Annotated in this window: 14 protein-coding genes and 3 pseudogenes; 10 read left to right on the top strand and 7 right to left on the bottom strand. The window is 66.2% G+C overall.

All coding sequences use genetic code 11. From position 1 onward, the window contains the following. Positions 1-102 precede the first annotated feature (102 nt). The 4 genes and pseudogenes from ACNPQM_RS15065 (at position 103) to ACNPQM_RS15050 (ending at position 2,908) form a co-directional block, all read left to right on the top strand. On the top strand, positions 103-1,194 hold the full coding sequence (locus ACNPQM_RS15065; protein WP_418084378.1) for a PP2C family protein-serine/threonine phosphatase: 1,092 nt from the start codon (positions 103-105) through the stop codon (positions 1,192-1,194). Between the two features lie 115 nt (positions 1,195-1,309). Next, positions 1,310-1,516: a DUF5988 family protein gene (locus ACNPQM_RS15060; protein WP_418084377.1), complete on the top strand. Its 207-nt coding sequence runs from the start codon at positions 1,310-1,312 to the stop codon at positions 1,514-1,516. 191 nt (positions 1,517-1,707) lie between these two features. After that, positions 1,708-2,342, top strand: a pseudogene (locus tag ACNPQM_RS15055) (IS200/IS605 family accessory protein TnpB-related protein); the annotation flags it as partial. A 203-nt stretch (positions 2,343-2,545) separates the two neighbouring features. After that, the gene (locus tag ACNPQM_RS15050) at positions 2,546-2,908 is read left to right on the top strand and encodes a DUF1330 domain-containing protein (RefSeq protein WP_418084376.1); all 363 of its coding nucleotides are present in this window, start codon (positions 2,546-2,548) and stop codon (positions 2,906-2,908) included. Between the two features lie 548 nt (positions 2,909-3,456). Here the strand turns inward: ACNPQM_RS15050 and ACNPQM_RS15045 are convergent. The 6 genes and pseudogenes from ACNPQM_RS15045 to ACNPQM_RS15020 form a co-directional block, all read right to left on the bottom strand. Continuing rightward, positions 3,457-3,630: pseudogene (locus ACNPQM_RS15045) on the bottom strand (VOC family protein); the annotation flags it as partial. A 99-nt stretch (positions 3,631-3,729) separates the two neighbouring features. Continuing rightward, on the bottom strand, positions 3,730-6,120 hold the full coding sequence (locus tag ACNPQM_RS15040; protein ID WP_418084423.1) for an ATP-binding cassette domain-containing protein: 2,391 nt from the start codon (positions 6,118-6,120) through the stop codon (positions 3,730-3,732). A gap of 527 nt (positions 6,121-6,647) precedes the next feature. Then, positions 6,648-7,064 carry a VOC family protein gene (locus tag ACNPQM_RS15035; RefSeq protein WP_418084375.1) on the bottom strand — a complete coding sequence of 139 codons (417 nt, stop codon included), beginning with the start codon at positions 7,062-7,064 and terminating at the stop codon, positions 6,648-6,650. 384 nt (positions 7,065-7,448) lie between these two features. Continuing rightward, on the bottom strand, positions 7,449-8,438 hold the full coding sequence (locus ACNPQM_RS15030) for a class I SAM-dependent methyltransferase (protein WP_418084374.1): 990 nt from the start codon (positions 8,436-8,438) through the stop codon (positions 7,449-7,451). Positions 8,439-8,988: 550 nt separating this feature from the next. Continuing rightward, entirely contained in the window at positions 8,989-10,293 is a 1,305-nt protein-coding gene (gene secY, locus ACNPQM_RS15025; RefSeq protein ID WP_418084373.1) for a preprotein translocase subunit SecY, read from the bottom strand. Between the two features lie 561 nt (positions 10,294-10,854). Beyond that, positions 10,855-11,898, bottom strand: a complete 1,044-nt coding sequence (locus ACNPQM_RS15020) for an alpha/beta fold hydrolase (RefSeq protein WP_418084372.1) — start codon at positions 11,896-11,898, stop codon at positions 10,855-10,857. Positions 11,899-12,728: 830 nt separating this feature from the next. On the opposite strand from ACNPQM_RS15020, the gene ACNPQM_RS15015 reads away from it, so the two are divergent. Further along, entirely contained in the window at positions 12,729-14,030 is a 1,302-nt protein-coding gene (locus tag ACNPQM_RS15015; RefSeq protein ID WP_418084371.1) for a Dyp-type peroxidase, read from the top strand. 81 nt (positions 14,031-14,111) lie between these two features. Continuing rightward, positions 14,112-15,176 (top strand): beta-propeller fold lactonase family protein, encoded by a 1,065-nt coding sequence (locus ACNPQM_RS15010; RefSeq protein WP_418084370.1) that lies wholly within the window; start codon positions 14,112-14,114, stop codon positions 15,174-15,176. A 70-nt stretch (positions 15,177-15,246) separates the two neighbouring features. On the opposite strand, the gene ACNPQM_RS15005 is transcribed toward ACNPQM_RS15010, so the two are convergent. Further along, complete coding sequence (locus ACNPQM_RS15005; protein WP_358859231.1) at positions 15,247-16,011, bottom strand: SDR family NAD(P)-dependent oxidoreductase; 765 nt, start codon at positions 16,009-16,011, stop codon at positions 15,247-15,249. A gap of 485 nt (positions 16,012-16,496) precedes the next feature. Between ACNPQM_RS15005 and ACNPQM_RS15000 the strand changes: the two genes are divergently transcribed. The 4 genes and pseudogenes from ACNPQM_RS15000 (at position 16,497) to ACNPQM_RS14985 (ending at position 20,965) form a co-directional block, all read left to right on the top strand. Then, positions 16,497-17,720: a permease gene (locus tag ACNPQM_RS15000; RefSeq protein ID WP_418084369.1), complete on the top strand. Its 1,224-nt coding sequence runs from the start codon at positions 16,497-16,499 to the stop codon at positions 17,718-17,720. A gap of 273 nt (positions 17,721-17,993) precedes the next feature. Beyond that, positions 17,994-19,367 (top strand): annotated as a pseudogene (locus tag ACNPQM_RS14995) (IS1380 family transposase). Between the two features lie 175 nt (positions 19,368-19,542). Continuing rightward, the gene (locus tag ACNPQM_RS14990; protein WP_418084368.1) at positions 19,543-20,544 is read left to right on the top strand and encodes a hypothetical protein; all 1,002 of its coding nucleotides are present in this window, start codon (positions 19,543-19,545) and stop codon (positions 20,542-20,544) included. A 178-nt stretch (positions 20,545-20,722) separates the two neighbouring features. Next, a complete protein-coding gene (locus ACNPQM_RS14985) occupies positions 20,723-20,965 on the top strand; it encodes a zinc ribbon domain-containing protein (RefSeq protein ID WP_418084367.1) in 243 nt (80 codons plus the stop codon). The last annotated feature ends 1 nt before the right edge of the window (position 20,966 follow it).

Raw genomic sequence — 20,966 nt, 5'->3', positions numbered from 1 at the left:
CTACCGCCGACGTACTCCGGGAGTTTCGCGGCAACCCCGCCGGCGACCACATTTCGCGCCGTCCGGGATGCGGCGTGCGCGCCTTCCGGGGAACGTGAGGGAGTGGTGCAGCAGAGTAGAGCCCTGTGGATCCCGGCCTGTGTCATCGTGCTGGCCGTGGTGATCGACCTGGCGACGCCGCCCGATGTGACGTCCGCCCCGCTTCTGATGGTGGCGCCGGTCTCGGCCGCTCCGCTTCTGATGCCCGGGGGCATTGTCGCAGTGGGACTCGTGTCGATGGCGGTACACGCCGGGCTGGCGAGAGTGGACGGCACCCTCGGCTGGCACCACGGCGTTCCCAACCAGGTCACTCTCCTGGCTGTCACCGTGCTCGCCGTCCTCATCAACCGCACCCTGCACCGTCAGCACGCCAGGACCAGGCGCGCACTCCACGTCGCGGCCGTGGCACAGCGGGCAGTAATGCCCCGCCCACCGTCACGGCTGGACGGTCTGGAGATTGCGGCACGCTATGTGCCCGCCGAGAACGAGGCCCTGATCGGCGGGGATCTGTACGTCGTGCAGAGCACCCCGCACGGCACCCGACTCATGGTCGGAGACGTGCGCGGTAAGGGGCTGGGCGCGGTGAATGCGGTCTGCGCGGACATCGGCGCCTTCCGGTACGCCGCGGACGAGGCCGAGGATCTCGCGCAGCTCGTGCTTGCGCTGGAACGGGCCCTGCTGCGCGAGGGAGGACGGCGCGGGGGCCTGGAACAACAGGAGGGCTTCACCACCGCCCTGGTCGCGGAGTTCTCCACCGACCTGAATGTCGTACGGATGGTGAACCGCGGCCACCCGCCGCCGTTGCTCCTCGACGTGCACGGGACCGCGACAGTCCTGGAACCCTCGCAGGAAGCGCCTCCCCTGGGGATGATCGCGCTGGGGGACTGGGTCTTCCCGGTCGACAGCTTCTCGTTCCCGCCCGGCTCGACCCTGCTCTGCTACACGGACGGAATCACCGAGTCCAGGGATGCCACCGGCACGTTCTACGACGCAGCCGCCCGTCTGCCCGTCCTGCTCCGGCACGGCGCGCGAGCCGGGACACGTGCCACGCCGTCACAGACCCTCGACGCACTGGTCGGCGACGTACGACGTCATGCGGGCGGCAAACGCCAGGACGACCAGGCGCTTCTGGCCCTGCACCGCCCATCGGAGTGACGTACGTCGTCGGCGAGCCGCAGACCGACGACGGGGCGCTACCGGCAGGGGACGCCCAGCGAGCCTTTCGGCGCGTCTCGGAGGAGCCGGACCACTGTCCAGGGAGACTCTCGTCATGACCAACGCAACGAAGGCAGTCCTTGAGGGCGGCCCTGACGACCTCCCCCAGCGCATCGTTCCCCTCACCACGCCCGGATCGGACCTCAAGATCCCGTTCCGCGGCGGGTACGAGCACTTCAAGGCAACGACGCGCCACCAGGAGACCGCGGAGGGGGAAATGCCCGTCTACGAATGGTGGGAACGCACGGAAATCCCAGGGTAAGCACCACACGGGTACGGCCTTCGCGCCCGCCCGATACGAAACACACGGTTCCGTTCGGCCGACGGTACGCATTCCCGCTCGGCTCCCGCACTGCCAAGTGGATGCTGCCGGCCGACGGCGACGAGGTGGAGTACGACCGGCTGCTCATCGCGACCCGCCTGCGACGCGGGATGCCGGGCCTTCGACTTCCGTCCGGGACCGCCAGTCACCGCGACGTGCAGATCCGCCACGCCCTCACTCGGTTGGTCAACTGGGCGGGGCGTGTCGGTGTCGCCGCGATCGGCATCGAAGACCTCGACTTCACCACCGAGAAGACCCGCGAGAAGCACGGCCGCCGCAAGCGGTTCCGGCAGCTCATCTCCGGCATCCCGACCGGCAGGCTCAAGGCCCGGCTGGTCTCCATGGCCGCCGAACACGGCCTGACCATTGTCACGGTCGACCCCGCCGGCACCTCGCAGTGGGGTGTCCAGCACTGGCAGGAACCGCTGGTAACCACCCCCACCGCGCCATGTCCCGTCACAATGTCGCCGATATCGCGATCGGGCGACGCACCCTCGGGTACCCGGTCCGGCGACGGGTGGCACCGCCCCCGCACGACCGGAGCGATCGTGCGTGCCAGACGCCGCCCGGCAGGCGGGACTTTCGAAACACGCCCTGGGCCGGACCAGGTGACCAGGGGCGTGAGGAAACCCGCCGGCCCGCGAGGGACCAGGCCCCTGGAGGCGTGCCGCCGAGCGGGAAGCGAAAGCGGGAACCCGGTGCATCCAACACCGTTCGGCATGCGCCCAGTACGCAGCAGTGGGTCCCGGACTCACTCACGCACACTGGTGAGGAACGGGTTCGAGAGCAGACTGGAAGAGGAAGGGCATGGTGTCGTACGGATCGGCCGGTCCTTTTGGCCGTTGTCCGTGCGTTGGAATGCAATGACGGCCTTGCCGCGGAGAGGGGGCACGACCGGGCCGGTCGGGGCGCGGTGCTGTTGGCATCCGGCGCCTCTGGTGTTGAGCATCGCCACAAGGAGAGGTATCCATGTCGACGTATCTGGTCAATCACCTGCGCATCCCCGGCGTGCCGGAGGAGGAGAACCTGGCCTATCTGGAGCAGGTCGAGGCCACCACTGCGCTCTACGGAGGCAAGTGGCTCGCAATTGACGGCGAGGTGCAGGTCCTCGAGGGCGCATGGCCGGGCTCGGTAGTACTGATCGAGTTCCCCGACATGGAGACGGCGCAGGCGTGGTACAACTCGCCGGAGTATCAGAAGATCATTCACCTGCGCACCGGTCGGACCATCAGTGATCTGGTCCTGGTCGACGGCGTAAGCTCGGACTTCACGGCTGTCGGCTACGCGCAGCAGCTCCGTGCGACGATTGCGGCCGCCGAGTGCGGCAGCTGATCCGGCCGGCGCCGCACTGAGTTGAGAGACGGGCGAGTTCACCTGCGGTACCCCGGCCGCGCGCCGATCTCAATGGTTTCTGCACGTGTGCGTCGACGGAGCGATGCGACCCTATGTCGGGCGGGCCCGTCGGTCTGGGGGCGACACGAGGGTTCGCTTGGAGGATGTTGCGCTTCACCGCTGTAGCGATCCGTGACACACCGTTGAGGTGAGCAGCGATCCCCGGTGAGGAGTAGGCGAAATGACGACCCTGCTGGAGTGCTTTCTCGCAGCCTGCGGTAGGCGTGATCGCTGGAGCGGCAATTTCCGTATGCGAAATTCCAGGGTGCCTCGAGCAGATGGAGACGGTGAGATTTTCTCCGGAGCAGAGCATCGGTGGCGGACCGGTGGGGCAGGCGCTCATTGGGGATTCGCCCGAGCCGCCTATGCCAGCAGCCATGAAACCTGGGGATACGTGGCTGAGCCGTATCTCTTCGCGTGGCCTGGCATCGTTTTTTCCGTTCCCCCGCCTCAAGGTTCCGGGATTCCGGACGAACGTCACCCTGCCGGTTCGCCAGAGCGCTCCGGAAGAGTCCATCTGCCTGCTCCGCGGCGCGGACACCGTACGGCTGCTCGATCGGCTCCTGCAGCACCTCGCCACCCCCGGCGCGGATGCGCTCGAGGGTGGCGTCGCGGTCGTCGGTCCTGAAGAGGACAGCGAGCAGCAAGGCCTTCGTCGGCAGGGCCGTCCGACTGTCCGGAAGCGATCGATATCGGGTACCGAGTGGGGCGAGTTCACACAGGTGAGAGAACTCGTCTCAGGGTGTCCGCGAGGGCCTCGGTCAGGTGCCGACGTAGGCCGCGAGGTGCTCGCCGGTGAGGGTGGAACGGTCGGCGACGAGGTCGGCGGGTGTGCCCTCGAAGACGATCCGTCCGCCGTCGTGGCCGGCGCCGGGGCCGAGGTCGATGATCCAGTCGGCGTGCGCCATGACCGCCTGGTGGTGCTCGACGACGATGACCGACTTGCCGGAGTCGACGAGTCGGTCAAGCAGGCCGAGCAAGTGCTCGACGTCGGCGAGGTGCAGGCCGGTGGTCGGCTCGTCGAGGATGTAGACACCGCCCTTCTCAGCCATGTGGGTGGCCAGCTTGAGCCGCTGCCGCTCGCCGCCGGACAGCGTGGTGAGTGGCTGGCCGAGGCTGAGGTACCCGAGCCCGACGTCGGCGAGCCGGCCGAGGACGCGGTGCGCGGCCGGCGTGTGTGCCTCTCCGGCGCCGAAGAACTCCTCGGCCTCGGTCACCGACATTGCCAGCACCTCGCTGATGTCGCGGCCGCCGAGGTGGTAGTCCAGCACCGATGCCTGGTACCGCTTCCCCTCGCACTCCTCGCAGGTGGTGGCGACGCCGGCCATCATCGCCAGGTCGGTGTAGATGACGCCGGCGCCGTTACAGCTGGGGCAGGCGCCCTCGGAGTTGGCGCTGAACAGCGCCGGCTTCACGCCGTTGGCCTTCGCGAACGCCTTGCGGATCGGGTCGAGCAGTCCGGTGTACGTAGCCGGGTTGCTCCGTCGCGAGCCGCGGATGGCGCTCTGGTCGATCGAGACCACACCCGCGCCGGCGGGGATCGACCCGTGCACGAGTGAGCTTTTTCCGGAGCCGGCGACGCCGGTGACGACAGTGAGTACCCCGAGCGGGATGTCGACGTCGACGCCCTGCAGGTTGTGCGCTGTCGCGCCGCGGATCTCCAGCGTGCCGGTGGGTGTCCGCACCGTGTCCTTGAGGGCGGCCCGGTCGTCGAGATGGCGGCCGGTGATGGTGCCGCCGGCCCGCAGCCCCTCGACGGTGCCCTCGAAGCAGACGCTGCCGCCCCCACTACCGGCGCCGGGGCCGAGGTCGACGACGTGGTCGGCGATCGCGATCGTCTCCGGCTTGTGCTCCACTACGAGCACCGTGTTGCCCTTGTCCCGCAGCCGCAGCAGCAAGTTGTTCATCCGCTGGATGTCATGGGGGTGCAGGCCGATGGTGGGCTCGTCGAAGACGTAGGTGACGTCGGTAAGCGAGGAGCCGAGGTGGCGGATCATCTTGACGCGTTGAGCCTCGCCCCCTGACAGCGTGCCCGACGGCCGGTCGAGTGAGAGGTAGCCGAGGCCGATCTCCACGAACGAGTCGAGAGTGTGCCGCAGCGCGGCGAGCAGCGGCGCCACCGACGGCTCGTCGAGGTCGCTGACCCAATCGGCCAGGTCGCTGATCTGCATCGCGCAGGCATCGGCGATGCTGATCCGCTTGATCTTCGAGGACCGGGCACCCTCGCTGAGCCGGGTGCCGTCGCACTCAGGACAGGTGGTGAAAGTGACCGCGCGCTCCACGAACGCCCGGATGTGCGGTTGCAGGGCCTCCTTGTCCTTGGACAGGAACGACTTCTGGATCTTGGGGATCAGCCCCTCGTAGGTGAGGTTCACGCCCTCGACCTTCACCTTGGTCGGCTCCCGGTAGAGGAAGTCCTGCATCTCCTTCTTGGTGTACTTGCAGATCGGCTTGTTCGGGTCGAGGAGGCCCGACTCGGCGTAGACCCGCACGGTCCAGAAGCTGTCCGACTTCCAGCCGGGGATGGTGAACGCGCCCTCGGCGATCGACTTGGAGTCGTCGTAGAGCTGGGTGAGGTCGATGTCGGAAACCGTGCCCCGGCCTTCGCAGCGCGTGCACATGCCGCCCGTGCGGGTGAAGGTCGCTTTCACCGCTTTCTTGGCGCCGCGCTCGACGGTGATCGCACCGCTCGCCCGGACCGAGGGGACGTTGAAGGCGTACGCGCTGGGTGGGCCGATGTGCGGATCGGCGAGTCGGCTGAAGAGGATGCGCAGCATCGCGTTGGCGTCGGTGGCGGTGCCGACCGTGGAGCGGGGGTCAGCACCCATCCGCTGCTGGTCGACGACGATCGCGGTCGTCAGCCCTTCGAGTACGTCGACTTCGGGCCGCGCCAGCGTCGGCATGAAGCCCTGCACGAAGGCGCTGTATGTCTCATTGATCAGCCGCTGCGACTCCGCGGCGATCGTGTCGAACACCAGAGAACTCTTGCCCGAGCCGGAGACGCCGGTGAACACCGTCAACCGGCGCTTCGGGATCTCGATGCTGACGTCCTTGAGGTTGTTCTCGCGCGCGCCGTGTACGCGGATCAGATCGTGGCTGTCCGCACCGTGCAGCGCAGTCGACCGCGTGTCCGTCCTCTTGGCCATGCTTATCGTGTCTCCATCTGTTGGGTGGTGGGGCCGCCTTTGCGGTCTCCAGCGGCGTCGCCTGCCTCGATCTGACCAGCTGCGAGGAGTACTCCTGGTTCTCCTTCGTCGGCGCGGTTGCGGCAATGGTGCGTTGTCCACCAGACCGGCGGCGTCGGCCGGGGTCGCGCTCGGCGCAAGAGCCAAGGCATCCACGCCGCTTCGGCCAGCGGCGCCTCTGGGTCTCGGCCAGGCGGCGCGCCCGGCCGAGGCGTCAGACTATCCAGCGACCGTCGCGCATCACCTCGAGTTCGGGTATCTCGTTCACCTCGCGCTCAAGGGCTGTGCCGACATCCCTGGCGGAACCGCGTGGCGTCGGATGCGCTGCGTCGCCAGGCGGAGGGCGTCCGCATACCGGGTGTATTCGGATGTTCCGACAATGCGGCGAGGTGCCGCAGTTGTCGTCGCTTGCCGTCAGGGATCACGGGACAGCCCTTGGCCTGGATGCCGCGCGGGGTTCGCTGCAGGTAGCGCCCGGTTCGCGGGGCCGGAGTTCACTGCCTGCGAGGCTGGCTGAAGCGCAGCATGTTGCCGGCCGGGTCGCGGAAGGCGCAGTCACGGACGCCGTACGGCTGGTCGATCGGCTCCTGCAGCACCTCGCCACCCGCGGCGCGAATGCGCTCGAAGGCGGCGTCGCAGTCGTCGGTCCTGAAAATGACACCGCGCAGCAGGCCCTTCGACAGCAGTTCCGCCATGGCCTTCTTGTCGGCGGGCGAGGCGTTCGGGTCCGCGAGCGGCGGCTCGAGGACGATCTCCACGTCCGGCTGCGACGGCGCGCCGACGGTCACCCAGCGCATCCCCTCGAACCCGACGTCGTTGCGCACCTCCAGGCCGAGAACGTCCTGGTAGAAGGCGAGCGCCTTGTCGTGATCGTCAACGGCGATGAAGCACTGTGAAAGCTTGATATCCATGCGCTTCACGCTACGGACGGGGTGCAGGTTTCGCTTCTCCATTCCTGACCGGTCGCATGGGGATCTCGGCGACGCAGGCCGGGATGGCGGCGGCCTCGCCTCAGGCCTGTCCCGTAATCCCTGGCGGGCGCACGACGACAGCTGCGGCACCTCGCTGCGTTGTCGGAACACCCGAATACACCCAGTGTGAGGACGCCCCTCCGCCTTGCGATGCACCACATCCGACGGCGGGCGCTGATCCACCACGGATGACGTGACCGCCCTTCGCCGTGGAGCTTGGAGGGCAGGCGGTACTTTCGAAACACGCCCTGGTACGTGCCGGTCCGGTACCGGCTCCGGCCGCCATCCTGGGGGCGTTTCGGTGCAGCCCGCACCACCCGGCGGCTACGTCCTGCGCGTCACCTTCTTGACCAGCCGGGCAAGACCAGAGGATCCGCTACCGCTGGGCTCGGCCGCGTTCAGGGCCTTCTCCAACTGGGCGAAGTGGTCCTTGCGGGTCCGGCTCAGGTATTCGTTCGAGGTCAGCGGCTTGGCTATCTTCCAGGCGCGGCGGTGGTCACCCTCGTAGTGGGCGACATAGGCCTTGGCGAGTTCGATCACGGCTTTGAACGGGATCCCGTCGGTGTAGTCCCGGTCGACGGCATCCTGGACGTCCGACATCAGCTTCAGCTTCTCGTCGGTGTCGAAGGCGTCCTCGGCTAGGGCCCGCAGCACGTCCTGCGGGATCGGCTTGATCACCTCGAAGGCCAGTGTGGAGCGGATGGGCGGCCCGGCGATCTCGATGTACGGCAGCAGCAACCCGGTGCTGTAGTGCAGCCACGGCAGCCGGGGGCTGGCGAAGTCCTGGTGCAGCAGAACGGCCCCTGGCTCCAGGCGCGGCAGGAAGCGCTCAGCCACACAGCGGAAGACCCGTGCCGTCTTGGCGATGTCGACGTGCAGGAACTCGATGGGGGTGTGGTCCTCGGGGTCAGAGGTCTGCCAGATGTCGCCGGGGTGCAGCTCGATGAAGTCGATGAACGGCTTCAGCTTGTCCTTGAAATCGTCGAGAAAGGAGTTGGTGTCCTCGGGGGCGGTCCCGGCCGAGAAGAATTTCTCGGAGGCGAAGGTGCCCTTCCCGACCCGGAAGAAATCGTACGCGTGCAGCTTTTTGGTCTTCGTGTCGAAGTCCGGGTTCTCCTGCAGACCGAGTGCGAGCGCGTACGTCGATCCGCCGCCGCCCGACCCGAGCTCGATCACCTTGCCCGCTCCAGTCAGCCGATGACGTCCCAACAGGTAGAGAAAGCGCAATTCCCATGCGCTTACCTGGGAGTAAGGAATCACGTCCGGAAGTTCGACGTCGTCGAGCTGGAGATAGAGCTTGCTGAGGGGCGCCACGGGTACCTCGCGGTCTCAATCGGATGGACGGGTCGCGAGTTTAACGTCGTGCGCCGGAGATCCGTCGGCGAAACTCTGTGATGGATTCGAGGATTTCCCCGGCTGTCACGGTCCGGATGAACGGTGTTGGTTCGACGTTTCCCTTCTGGATCCGAGCGCGGATGGTCTCGACTTCGAGTGACCGCGTTGCGAGCACCGTACTTGCGTATAACGGCAGCCCGCGCACAAGCAGCCCACCGCCCCTGACCAGGCATTACCCCTCGGGTTCCAGTTCGCCGACCACGACCAAGGGCGGGCCCCGGTGAACCGGGAGTTGTATCTGCCCAGGTCCTGGACGGAGGATCCCGGCCGCTGCAAAGCCGTCCGGGTTCCTGGGGAACTGACCTTCACGCCCCAGGGCGAGCCGGCCACCGCACGTCCACCACTGGGCCGCGGCCACACTGCCCGCCACCGTCGTCTTCGACCCGGACCCGCCCGCCCACGCGGGCGGGGGCGTGCAGGCGGGCGATGCAGAACACCGCCAGCTGATCGCCCGTCCCCTGGCCGGGAATCAGCGGAGAAAGCCTTCGTAATCGTGCTGCTGGAGCTGGCTGTTGATCTGCTTTACCGTTTCCAGACCCACGCCCACGATGATGAGGATGCTTGTTCCGCTGAGGCTGCTGGCACCGCCATAACTCGCGAAGGCGACTGTTGGTACCAGTGCGATCACGCCCAGGTAAAGAGCTCCCGGCCACGTCATCCGGTTGAGGACATAGCCCAGATACCGTGCGGTGGGTCGACCGGCTCGGATTCCGGGAATGAAGCCACCGTATTTCGTCATGTTATCCGCGACTTCTTCGGGGTTGAACGTGATCGACACGTAAAAGAATGCGAAGAAGACCGTCAGCAGGAAATACGTGGCTACGTAGTAGGGGTCGTCACCCTTGACGAAGTTGCTTTCGATCCACGCCTTCCACCCCGAGGTCGAACTGGCGAACTGTGCAATGAGCTGTGGAATGTACAGCAGCGACGATGCGAAAATGACAGGAACTACACCCGCCTGGTTGACTTTTAGTGGGATGTATGTGGACGCGTGACCGTAGGACTTCCGGCCGATCACCCGCTTTGTGTACTGCACCGGGATGCGGCGCTGGGCCTGCTCGACGAAGACGACCAGGCCCACCATGACGAATCCGACGGCAATGACGCTGCCGAAATTGATCCAGCCACCGGCGATCTTGCCGTTCTGTTTGATGGCCCACAGCGTGCCGGGCAAAGTGGCTGCGGTCGAGACGAATACCAGGATCGACATGCCGTTGCCTACACCGCGGTCCGTGATCAGCTCGCCGAGCCACATCACGCACGCTGTTCCTGCGGCGATCGTGAGCACCATGGTGGCGGTGATGAAGATCGACTTGTCCGGCACGATGTCCGAGGCGACTGGACAGCCGCTGAACAGGGCGCCGCTCCGGGCGGTTGCGACCAGGCCTGTGCCCTGCAGTACGGCGAGCGCGATCGTGAGGTAGCGGGTGTACTGGGTGATCTTCGCCTGCCCCGCCGAGCCCTCTCTCTTGAGCGCCTCCAGCTTCGGGATGACGACGGTCAGCAATTGAAGAATGATGCTGGCTGTGATGTACGGCAGAATGCCGAGCGCGAACACTGCGATATGCAGCAGTGCCCCGCCGCTGAACAAGTTCAACAGACCGAGTAGACGGCTGTTGGCGGCCTGTGCTGTGCAGGTCTGGACGTTTCCGTAGTTCACCCCGGGGATCGGGACGTGTGCGCCGAAGCGGTACAGGAGGATCATACCGAGCGTGAAGAGCAACTTATTGCGCAGTTCGGGTGTCCGGAGAACGCGGACGATCGCGGTGGGCAAAGCGCCTCCTTCGCCTCTGCGCCGGTGATCAGAGATGACGGTGGTGAGGGATGGTCGCATTGGCAACTTGCGACCGAGGAACGCCCTCGCCGGAATGGCAGATGGCTGCGTCAGTGCGAAGCGTGCCACGATCACAAACTCGGCACCACTTGAGCGGAACTCGACGTGCGCAAGCCAGTGACGGCCTCAAAGGCGTGGGATGGCAGCAAGGGGTTGCACATCACATCGCGCAACTCGAGGGCTTCGTCAGGGCGATGTGGGCTCCCCGCACCGCTCCGTGTTCTGCGCGCATGCGCCGGACCGCACGATGGGCGGCTGAGACCTCACGTGCGTCGTGTCAGGAGGGTCTGACGGTTCCGGCCCCGGCGCGATCACCACGGAGCCAAGGGCTGTCCCCGTCGACGAACTCCTTTGTGATGAGCGACGGCGCGGTCGATTGCCTTCAACGATCGACTGATCCCTCTTGGCCCGGAACTCCTGCGAATCGCTTGTAGGTTCTGGTACGAACGGCTGACACGCTGTGGTTCAGCGGTGAGGGGAGACGGCCACTCCAGGTCGCGATCAATAACCGTCGACTTCGACGACCGATTCGACGAATTCTTTCGGCGCTTCCTGTGGCACGTTGTGGCCGATGCCCTTCAGGGTCCGGTGGGCATACGGGCCGGTGAAATGGCTGCGATAACTGGCGCCGCCCCCGGGAGGAGTGAAGGGATCCAACTCGCCGTCAAGGGTGATCGTGGGCAGCGAGATGGCGGGGCTCTGGGCAAGTCGTTCTTCGAGCCGATCGTATTGGGGATCGCCCTTGGCCAGGCCAAGTCGCCAGCGATAGTTGTGGATCACGATCGGGACCCAATCCGAATTATCGAAGGCCGCCGCAGTGCGTTCGAATGTTGCGTCATCGAAATGCCACGTCGGGGAGACGTTCTGCCAGATCAGTTTCGCGAAATCATGCCTGTACTGCGCAAGGCCGAGCCGGCCCCTTTCTGTGGCGAAATAGTACTGATACCACCACGCCCACTCGGCCTTCGGCGGCAGCGGCTTTTTGTTGGTTTCGCGGTTGGTGATCAGATAGCCGCTCACCGAGACCAGCGCCTTGCAGCGTTCGGGCCAGAGCGCCGCGATGATGTCAGCCGTCCGTGATCCCCAGTCGAAGCCGGCCATGATCGCCTTGTTGATCTTCAGTGCATCCATCAGCGCGATGAGGTCGACGGCAAACACCGACTGCTGAGCATTCAGGAACGTCTTGCTGGAGAGGAAGCGCGTTGTGCCATGGCCGCGCAGATACGGGACGATCACCCGGTAGCCCCGGGCGGCCAACAAAGGCGCCACGTCGACATAACTGTGAATGTCGTACGGCCAGCCGTGCAGGAGGATGACCACGGGACCCTTGGCGGGGCCGGCCTCGGCGTATCCAATGTTCAGGACCCCGGCATTGATCTGCTTCACTGATTCGAAGGGCGTGTTCCCCGGCTTGCCCATGAGGTGCGCCATCGGCTCTTCCCGGCCGGGTGCCGAGGCCGATGTTGCCGTGAGCGCCGACAGCGATGCTCCGGCTGTTCCTGCAGCGAGAATCTTGGAAAATGTCCGCCTGTCGATGTTCGTCACCTCCCAGAAGGCTTTTATACGCTCATGTATGACGAACGAACGGCAAAAACGGACGTGGCGGGTGAATCATTTTTTGGGATCCGCGCGTTGGCGTCATGTGTCCATGAACCCGTCGGCCAATAGGGTTTCGTCGCCCGTGCGCCAGCGCAGCAACCACGTGTTGTAGCGTCAATGCGTGGTGTTCCTGCTAAGAGCTGTCCCGTAATCCCTGGCGGGCGCACGACGACAGCTACGGCACCTCGCTGCGCTGTCGGAACGCCCGAATACGCCGAGCGGACGAACTGTGCTTCCTGATCATCTGAGTGTGAAACGGAGTGCTGCCCGGGGCCTTCGGTGCCGGACGCCGTCGTCCTTGGACGAGGCAGTGCGGCTCGCCAGAGAATTCTCCCCGGACGAGTCGCCGGCCCTCGTCAATGGCCCGCCGGCCTGGCTCGAGGAGTTCAGGCCGCTCCTGCGGGTGGGCTGGGCTGTTTCGGGAAGTCATTAGTCTGCCCGTCGGCCGTCCGGGGGAGCTCTACAGGGTGGCCGACGGTCTGCGATCCGGTCGCCGAGAAGCGGCCGTGCCGCTGGCCTCGCACTGACAGCACACGGGCACGGTCGACGCCGCCGCACGCGATCCAAACCCCTTACCTCGCACCGCACTACCCAGTGGCGCGCACAGAGATGTCGCATATATTCCGTTTTATGGGCGGTCGTGCGGCTGGCGGTTCTTCGAGCGCTGGTTGGGAACTGCCGCCTGCGGTCGTGCCCCGCTGGGCAGGCCTGCGCACGGAATCCGATCGCGGCAAGAGCGTACGGCTTGCCACCTGGCTCGTGACTGAGGGGGAACGATGGCTGACGAGACGTCCGCGACCCTGGAGGAAGGATGGAGCGGCGAAGGGTGTCCGGCGAGCGCGTTTGCCCGGCGGTCGTTTCTTCACGGTGCTGCCGCGGGCCTGGCCGGAGCGGCGGGCGGGGTCGCCTTGGGCAGCGGTGCGGCGCGCGCCGACACAGTGGCTGTTCCCAAGATGGGACCGGCATCTCGTGCGATTCCCTTCCACGGATATCACCAGGCGGGCATCGCCACTCTGCCCCAGCAGGCCGCGATTCTCGTCTCGTTCGACGTGACCGCCTCCAACCGGGCAAAACTCACCGACCTATTCCGCACGCTGACCTCGCGAGCCCGTTTCCTCACGGCGGGCGGCAGACCACCGAAGGTGGCCCCGACCGCACCGTCGACGGACAACGGCATCCTGGGACCCACGGTCGTGGCGGATGGTCTCACCCTGACCGTCGGAGTGGGCGCATCCCTCTTCGACGACCGCTACGGACTCAGCGCGCGCAAGCCGGTCCAGCTCGTCAAGATGACACCCTTCCGCCATGACGACCTGGACCCGGCGCTGAGCCAGGGGGACCTGCTGATCCAGATCTGCGCCGATCACCGCGACACGACGGTGCACGCACTGATCGACATCCTGACCCACACCAAGTCCGCGATGAAGCTGCGCTGGCGTATCGACGGCCAGCGCAATCCGGAGCGTCCGGTCGGTGTCCCGCGCGACTGGTTCGGTTTCAAGAACGGCATCTCCAACCCGTCCGTCTCCGACGACGCCCAGATGAATCAGGTGGTCTGGGTCCAGCCGAAGAGCGCCGAACCGGCCTGGGCAGCGGGTGGCACGTACCACGTGGTGCGTATTGTGCATTTCGCTATCGAGGCGTGGCAGAAGGTGCCCGTTGCCCAACAAGAGCGGATCTTCGGCCGTCGTAAGGCGAGCGGCGCCCCCATGTATGCAGTGGCTGAGAACGCCCCAGATAGTCTCGACCCCATCTACACCAACGATCCGCTGGGTCTGATCACCCCGCTGAACTCTCACATCCGCCTGGCCAATCCCCAGACTCCGCAGACCGCGGCGACCAGCACCATCCTGCGTCGCAGTTACGACTACGACCGGAGCCCCAACCTGCCTGAACTGGACATGGGGCATGCGTTCGTCTGCTTCCAGCAAAAACTCAACACCTACATCGCCATGCAGACCCGGCTGCAAGGCGAAGCACTGGTGCCGTACATCAGCCCACGGGGCGGGGGCTACTTCTTCGCACTTCCGGGCGTCCAGGACGAGAAGGACTACTACGCCCGCCGGCTCCTGACCTGATCCGACCCCGCTGCCGGGCAGCCGGCGGCGGGATGCCGCCCGGTCCTGGACCGAACCATCGCAATGCGTACAGGAGGCGAGATGTTCTCTGCCCTGCGGACCCGAGCCGGCGGCGGCCACTGGCGACCCGGCAGGATGCTCCGGCCGGCACTCGCCGTGGGCATGGGGATCCTGTTGATCTCCTGTACGCCCAGCCCCTCGGCCAAAAAGGAATCGGGTCCTGCACCGATTGCACCGATTGCGCCGACTGCGCCCATTACCGGTGCCAGTGGCCGCGTATATGTCACGAACCAGCAGGACAACACACTCTCGGTGATCGACGCCCGTACCTACAAGGTCGTCGCAACCGTGCCGGCCGGCACGGCACCGGAAGGCGTCGCGGTCACCAAGGACGGCAGGCGCGTGTACATCGCCAACAGCGGCTCGGCCCGGGTCTCGGTCCTCGACACCCGGAACAACAAGATCGTCAAAACCGTGCCGGTCGGAAAGAGCCCCACCGGTGTCGGCCTCAGCCCCGATGGTAAATCCCTCTATGTCACCAACGGCAAGTCCAACACCGTTTCGGTGATCGACACCCGAACCAGTCGGGTGGCCGCGACCATCCGGGTCGGAAAATCACCGCTGAATGTGGCGTTCAGTCCAGACGGCGGAAGTGCCTATGTGGCGAACGCCGGGTCGGGCAAACTGTCGGTCATCGACACCCGCACGCGCCGGGTCGCGCGGCAACTTTCCGCAGGGCGCTCCCCGGTGGGCGTCGCCCTCACGCCGGACGGCGAGTCGGCCTACGTCGCCGACGAAGTGGGACAGCAGGTCCTTGCCGTCGCAACCCGTACCGGCAAGGCGACTGCCGTGTCTGTCGGCGAGGGCCCCTTCGACGTGGCCATTGGGCCCGATGGCCTCTTCGCCTACTCCGCCGATCTCGGCCCGGGCAACGTATCCGTGATCGACACCGGCAGCCATCGCGTCGCGGCGACCATTGCCGTGGGCCCTCCAGGAACCGACCCGTTCAACCTGGAAGTCACCAGCCACGCTGTCTACGTCACGAACCAGGGAGCGGGCACCCTCACAATCATCGACCCGACATCCCACAAGGTCGTCGCCACTGTCACTGTCGGCGCCAGCCCCTACGGCGTGGCAGTGAGCTGAACCCGCGACGCGGACGGCACGTCCCAAGGGAGAGGGGCCGACTTGCCGTCGGCAGGGGTCCGCGGCGGGGTCAGAAGAAGCCGCCGTCGGCCTCGATGGTGCGGCCAGTGATGTAGGAGGCGTCGTCGGAGACCAGGAAGGCTGTCACGGCGGCGATCTCCTCAGGACGGGCCAGGCGGCCAAGGGCGCCGTGCATCTTCTCCCACTCCGGCAGCGGTACGTCGAGCAGCGGGTGCCGGTAGTGGACGGCGTTGGCGGCGGCCATGGCGGTGGCGGTACCGCCCGGGGCGATGGCGTTGATGGTGATCCCGCGCTGTCCCAGTTCGGCGGCCAGGTTGAGCACCATGCTGTTGACCGCCCCCTTGCTCGCCGCGTACAGCGTGTGGTGGAAGACCGAGCGCGTGGCGCTGACTGACGAGGTGAGCACGATCCGGCCGCCCGGGCGGAGGTGACGGGCCGCCTGCTGGGCGGCGAATAGCTGCCCCTTGGTGTTGACGGCGAACACCCGGTCGAAGTCCTCGGGGGTGATTTCCTCCAAGGGGGCGAAGTGCTCGATCCCGGCGTTGCTCACCAGGACGTCGAGCCTGCCGTATGTCTCGACGGTCTGCTCGACCAGACGCTTGGTCTCAGCCAGGTCGGTCACGTCCGCCCGGATCGCAACCGCCTGGCCGCCGCGTTCCTCCAGCTCCGTGACCAGCCGATCGGCATCGGCCGCGCTGCTATGGAAGTTGACCGCCACAGCGGCGCCGTCCTCGGCCAGCCGTAGGGCGACGGCCCTGCCGATGCCTCGGCCGGCCCCGGTGACCAGGGCGACCTTCCCGCTGAGTTTCGTCATGCTCCGCCATCCCATCCGGTAACCGGGCCCTTCGGAGGGCGCACTCCGACAACCATGGCAGCGCGCTGGCGAACCTGCCTCTCCACATCGCCGCATGGGTGCCGGACCGTCGCTGCTTTCGATCACATCCTCCCTGCCCTGGCCGTGGCCGCGGGAGATGGCGGCCGTGCCGTCGGGGCCGGCCGGAGTCGCTGTAGCGTCATCCGGTGGACCGGTTCCAAACCCGCCGGTTCGCCATCTCGGAGATGTAGTCGACGTGCGCCTGCAGTAGCCAGTACATGCGTTTTCAGTCGCCGATGACCATGGACGCGATCATCACGTCCATCACTCCAGTGCCGCCTCCGCTGCCGCTGTTGCCCATGTGCGGGACGCCGGTGTCCGGGTTCTGGATGCCGCCGGAGCGGCGCGCGCCGACGACGGCCAGAGGTCACTCTTGGTGTGCGGCTCCAGGGTAAGCAGCACGTCACGGAGAAGGGCTGACGGATATGCAGGCAATGTGGCACGCACTGTCGATCACCGGGTCCATGACCTGGGAGATCACCTGGGCACTGATCCTCGGCTTCGCCCTGTCCGCCGTTGTCCAGGCCGTGGTACGCAAGTCCACCGTTGTGCGGATGCTGGGCGACGACCGCCCGCGGACCCTGGCCGTCGCCGCCGGCCTGGGGGCTGCCTCCTCCTCCTGCTCCTACGCCGCCGTGGCCCTGGCCCGCTCTCTGTTTCGCAGGGGCGCCAACTTCACCGCCGCGATGGCCTTCGAGATCGCCTCGACCAACCTGGTGGTCGAACTCGGGGTGATTCTGGCGCTGCTCATGGGATGGCAGTTCACCGCCGCGGAATTCGTCGGCGGCCCCATCATGATCATTCTTCTTGCGGTGCTGTTCCGGCTGTTCCTGCGCGACGAACTGCTGCGCGACGCACGCGAACAGGCCGACCGCGGTCTGGCGGGATCCATGGAAGGGCACGCGGCTATGGACATGTCCGTCCAGCGCGAAGGCTCCTTCGGGCGGCGGCTGCTGTCTCGCCAGGGCTTCACCTCGGTCGCCCACGTCTTCGTCATGGAGTGGGCGGCGATCCTGCGCGACCTGGTCATCGGGCTGCTCATCGCCGGCGCCGTGGCCGCCTGGGTGCCCGACTCCTTCTGGCGCACCTTCTTCTTCGACGGCCACCCCCTGGCGTCCAAGCTTTGGGGGCCGCTGATCGGCCCGCTGGTGGCCATCGCCTCGTTCGTCTGTTCCATCGGTAACGTGCCACTGGCCGTCGTTCTGTGGAAGGGCGGCATCAGCTTCGGCGGCGTCGTGGCGTTCGTCTTCGCCGACCTGCTGATCCTGCCGATCCTCAACATCTACCGGAAGTACTACGGCGCGAAGATGACCCTCTTCCTCCTCGGCAGCTTTTACGCGGCCATAGCCACCGCCGGATACATCGTCGAGTTGGCCTTCAGCGGCCTCGGCCTCATCCCCGACCGCGCCGACGCCACAATCCCGATGAACGGCGTCACCTGGAATTACACCACCTGGCTCAACTTCGCATTCCTCCTACTGGCCGCCGCCCTCCTGGTGAGGTTCTTCCGCACCGGTGGCCTGCGCATGCTCCGCATGATGGGCGGCTCACCCGACACCGCCCACGACCACACCGGCCACCGTGACGGCCAAGGCGCCATGCAGCACGGACACGAGACCGGGCACCCACCCGGCAACCACCACCACTAGGGCGTGTATCGAAAGCCCCGTCTGCCAGGCGGCGTCTGGCACGGCGACCCTCCGCCCTGCGATCGCACGCACCAGACGCCGCGAGCTGATCGGACTCCCGTTTTGTTGCTTCTCTATGCGTACAGCCGATCCCGTGGAGCTGGCCCGTCTAACCTCGGGCTTTCACGTGGCCGGGTGTCCGATGCGTGATCGAAAACGCGAAGAGTGCTCCTGACCTGCAACGATGGGACTTGTCTAGGGTCCGGGTCGTCGCATGAAAGAAGCACTCCTCAGGTGAAGAAGCGTATCGGGTCCTATCCGCGTGTCCGCATCGAGGGCGGCGGGAGGGGGGTGGTCTCGCAGGCCGGCGGGGTGCTGCTGGTCGAGACCGCCCGTAAGACCCGCCTGGATAGCGCGATATCGGCGGCGCTGACGCCGTGGCGGCGGCCTCGGGCGGTGCACGATCCGGGCAAGATCCTGCTGGATGTGGCTCTCGCGGTCGCGCTGGGCGGGGACTGCCTGGCCGATGCAGGAATGTTGCGGGCCGAGCCGGCTGTGTTCGGGCCGGTGGCCTCCGACCCAACGGTCTCCCGGCTGATCGACGCCCTCGCCGCGGCCGGGGACAAGGCCCTGACCGCGATCCGCTCGGCGCGGGCCGAAGTACGCAAGTAAGTCTGGGTGTTGGCCAAGGACGCTTCTCCGGATGCGGGCGGCCAGGTGATCGTGGACCTGGATGGAGTGCTGGTCCTGGCCCACTCCGACAAGCAGGACGCGGCCGCGACCTGGAAGAAATCGTTTGGACATCACCCACTGATGGGCTTCGTCGACCACGGAAGTGGTGGCACCGGGGAGCCGGTGGCAGCCCTGCTACGACCCGGGAACGCGGGATCCAACACCGCCGCCGACCACATCACCGCCACCCAAATCGCCCTGGCCCAGCTCCCCAAACGCCACCGGCGCGGCCGGTCCACACTGATCCGTACCGACTCCGCGGGCGGCACCCATGAGTTCCTCGCCTGGCTCACAAAACGGGGCCGGTGGCTGTCGTACTCGGTCGGGATGACCATCACTGAGCAGATTCATCAGGCCGTGTTGAAGGTCCCGGCCTCCGCCTGGAGTCCGGCGGTCGAGCCGGGCGGTGAGATCCGCGACGGCGCTTGGACCGCCGAACTCGGCGGCGACGTGCTCAAGGGCTGGCCGAAGGGGATCCGGCTGATCGTCCGCAAGGAACGACCCCACCCCGGCGCCCAGTTGCGGTTCACAGACGCTGACGGACTGCGACTCACCTGCTTCGCCACCAATACGACTGGCGGGAAGATCACAGACCTGGAACTGAGGCACCGCCGACGGGCCAGGGCAGAGGACCGCATTCGCAACGCGCGGGCCACCGGTCTGCGGATGCCCCTGCACGAGACCGCGCAGAACTGGATCTGGCTGGAGATCGTCCAGCTCGCCCTCGACTTGCTCGCCTGGATGCCGATGCTCGCCCTGACCGGCAAACCCCGACTCTGGGAGCCCCGTCGTCTGCGGTTGCGGCTGTTCTCCGCCGCTGCCCAAATCATCACCACCGCCCGCCAACGACACCTGCGATTCGCCGGACACTGGCCATGGACCGACGTGATCACAGACGCGATCAGACGGCTCGACACCCTCCCGAACCCAGGCTGACCAGCAACGACCCGCCCCGACGAGGAGAAGAGCCACCGACCGGAACCGTGGAACCCGGCGCCCACCCGATGCGACGATCGGGCCCCCTGCATGCCCGCACACACTCCACAACGACGAATTGGCCGCCAGTCGAAGCTGACGACCAATCACGAAAGATCAAGGCTAAGCTCCCGGCATGCGAGATGACTCGATAGGTCTGGTCTGGAAAGGCATCAACTACGACACCGGCACCAACTACGCTGAAAGCGGCTTGTCACGCAAGTCCGTGCCCGGCGGCCTGATCCGTCAGCACATGGCGGTCATCCAAAACGATCTGAATTGCACCTCGGTCAACCTCTTCGGCACCGATATCAGGCGGCTGACCGAGACCGCCGGTGCCGCCCTGGACCTGGGATTGCACGTCAGCCTGCAGCCCCGACTCATAGAAGCCGAGCCGGACGCGATGCTGCAACATCTCGCTGCAGCCGCCACGGCCGCCGAAGAACTGCGGGAGCGGTACGGCCGGGTCATCCTCAATGTTGGCTGCGAGTTGACGGTCTTCGGCTCTGGAATCATACCCGGCGGCACTCACGCGGACCGGTCCGCCAAGCTGGCCGACCCACAGTGGTGGCCGCGTTTCCCGGAGTTCAACGAGGAGCTGAACGACCTACTCGGACGCGCTCGTGATGTGGCCCGGGCGCACTTTGGCGGCCACCTGACCTATGGAGCAGGTCTGTGGGAAGAGGTGGACTGGGACGGCTTCGACATGGTGGGGCTGAATTACTACCGGATGGCCTACAACGACGCCGACTACGCCACCAACCTCCGGCGATTCCATCAATACGGCAAGCCCATAGTGATCACCGAGTTCGGCTGCTGCTCCTTTGACGGCGCCGCCGAGATGGGCCCAGCCGGTTACGGCATCATCGACTGGACGGCCAATCCCCCCAGACTGGCAGGCTCATTCACCCGCAATGAGCAGGTTCAGGCGGACTACCTGTCACAACAACTGGAGCTCTTCGCGGACGAGAAGGTCTACGGGGCGTACGTGTTCGAGTTCATCGCGCCAAAGCCCCACTCACCCGACGCGCGCTACGACTTGGACATGGCCAGCTTCGGCGTGGTCAGGGCGATGGGGGATGGCTGGGAACCGAAGGCCGCGTTCCACGAACTGGCCAGGCTCTACAACTCCCACTGAACCCACAGCCACCTCGCTGAGAAAGGCAGGTACTCCCAGCTGTGCACTCACCCCTTGGACTAGATCATCTAGGCCCAATGCCGTTCGGTTAGGGGTTTGATCGGCGGCGCAACTCTTGACGTTTCGGCTGGTGATGTGGGTGCAGCCCTTGTAGTGGTTCTCGGGTCCGCCAAGACTCGTGTTCCTCCACAAGGGCTGCAGTATCCGATTCTGTCATTACGCATGCTCCCGGCGTGTTGGCCGTGGGGCACCTGGGCGAATTGACCCAGGTCGTTCTCCCGGCGGTGCCCCGAATGCGGGCACACCCACACAAGAGAATTTCCACTGCGTCTCGTGCGGCCACACCGCGCACGCAGACACAGTCGGGGCTCTCAACGTTCTACGGGCCGGGCTGGTCCGTCGCGAAGCCCAACCGGCATAGC

The organism is Streptomyces sp. NPDC056231 (assembly GCF_048270745.1).
In the GTDB taxonomy this organism is placed as follows: Bacteria; Actinomycetota; Actinomycetes; order Streptomycetales; family Streptomycetaceae; genus Streptomyces.
This window is presented reverse-complemented; position numbering and strand designations above follow the sequence as displayed.

Bases quoted from the DNA above. Each gene is read 5' to 3' on its own strand.
- ACNPQM_RS15060 (WP_418084377.1), top strand. From the start codon at position 1,310: ATGACCAACGCAACGAAGGCAGTCCTTGAGGGCGGCCCTGACGACCTC.
- ACNPQM_RS15050 (WP_418084376.1), top strand. From the start codon at position 2,546: ATGTCGACGTATCTGGTCAATCACCTGCGCATCCCCGGCGTGCCGGAG.
- ACNPQM_RS15035 (WP_418084375.1), bottom strand. From the start codon at position 7,064: ATGGATATCAAGCTTTCACAGTGCTTCATCGCCGTTGACGATCACGAC.
- ACNPQM_RS15015 (WP_418084371.1), top strand. From the start codon at position 12,729: ATGGCTGACGAGACGTCCGCGACCCTGGAGGAAGGATGGAGCGGCGAA.
- ACNPQM_RS15010 (WP_418084370.1), top strand. From the start codon at position 14,112: ATGTTCTCTGCCCTGCGGACCCGAGCCGGCGGCGGCCACTGGCGACCC.
- ACNPQM_RS15005 (WP_358859231.1), bottom strand. From the start codon at position 16,011: ATGACGAAACTCAGCGGGAAGGTCGCCCTGGTCACCGGGGCCGGCCGA.
- ACNPQM_RS15000 (WP_418084369.1), top strand. From the start codon at position 16,497: ATGCAGGCAATGTGGCACGCACTGTCGATCACCGGGTCCATGACCTGG.
- ACNPQM_RS14990 (WP_418084368.1), top strand. From the start codon at position 19,543: ATGCGAGATGACTCGATAGGTCTGGTCTGGAAAGGCATCAACTACGAC.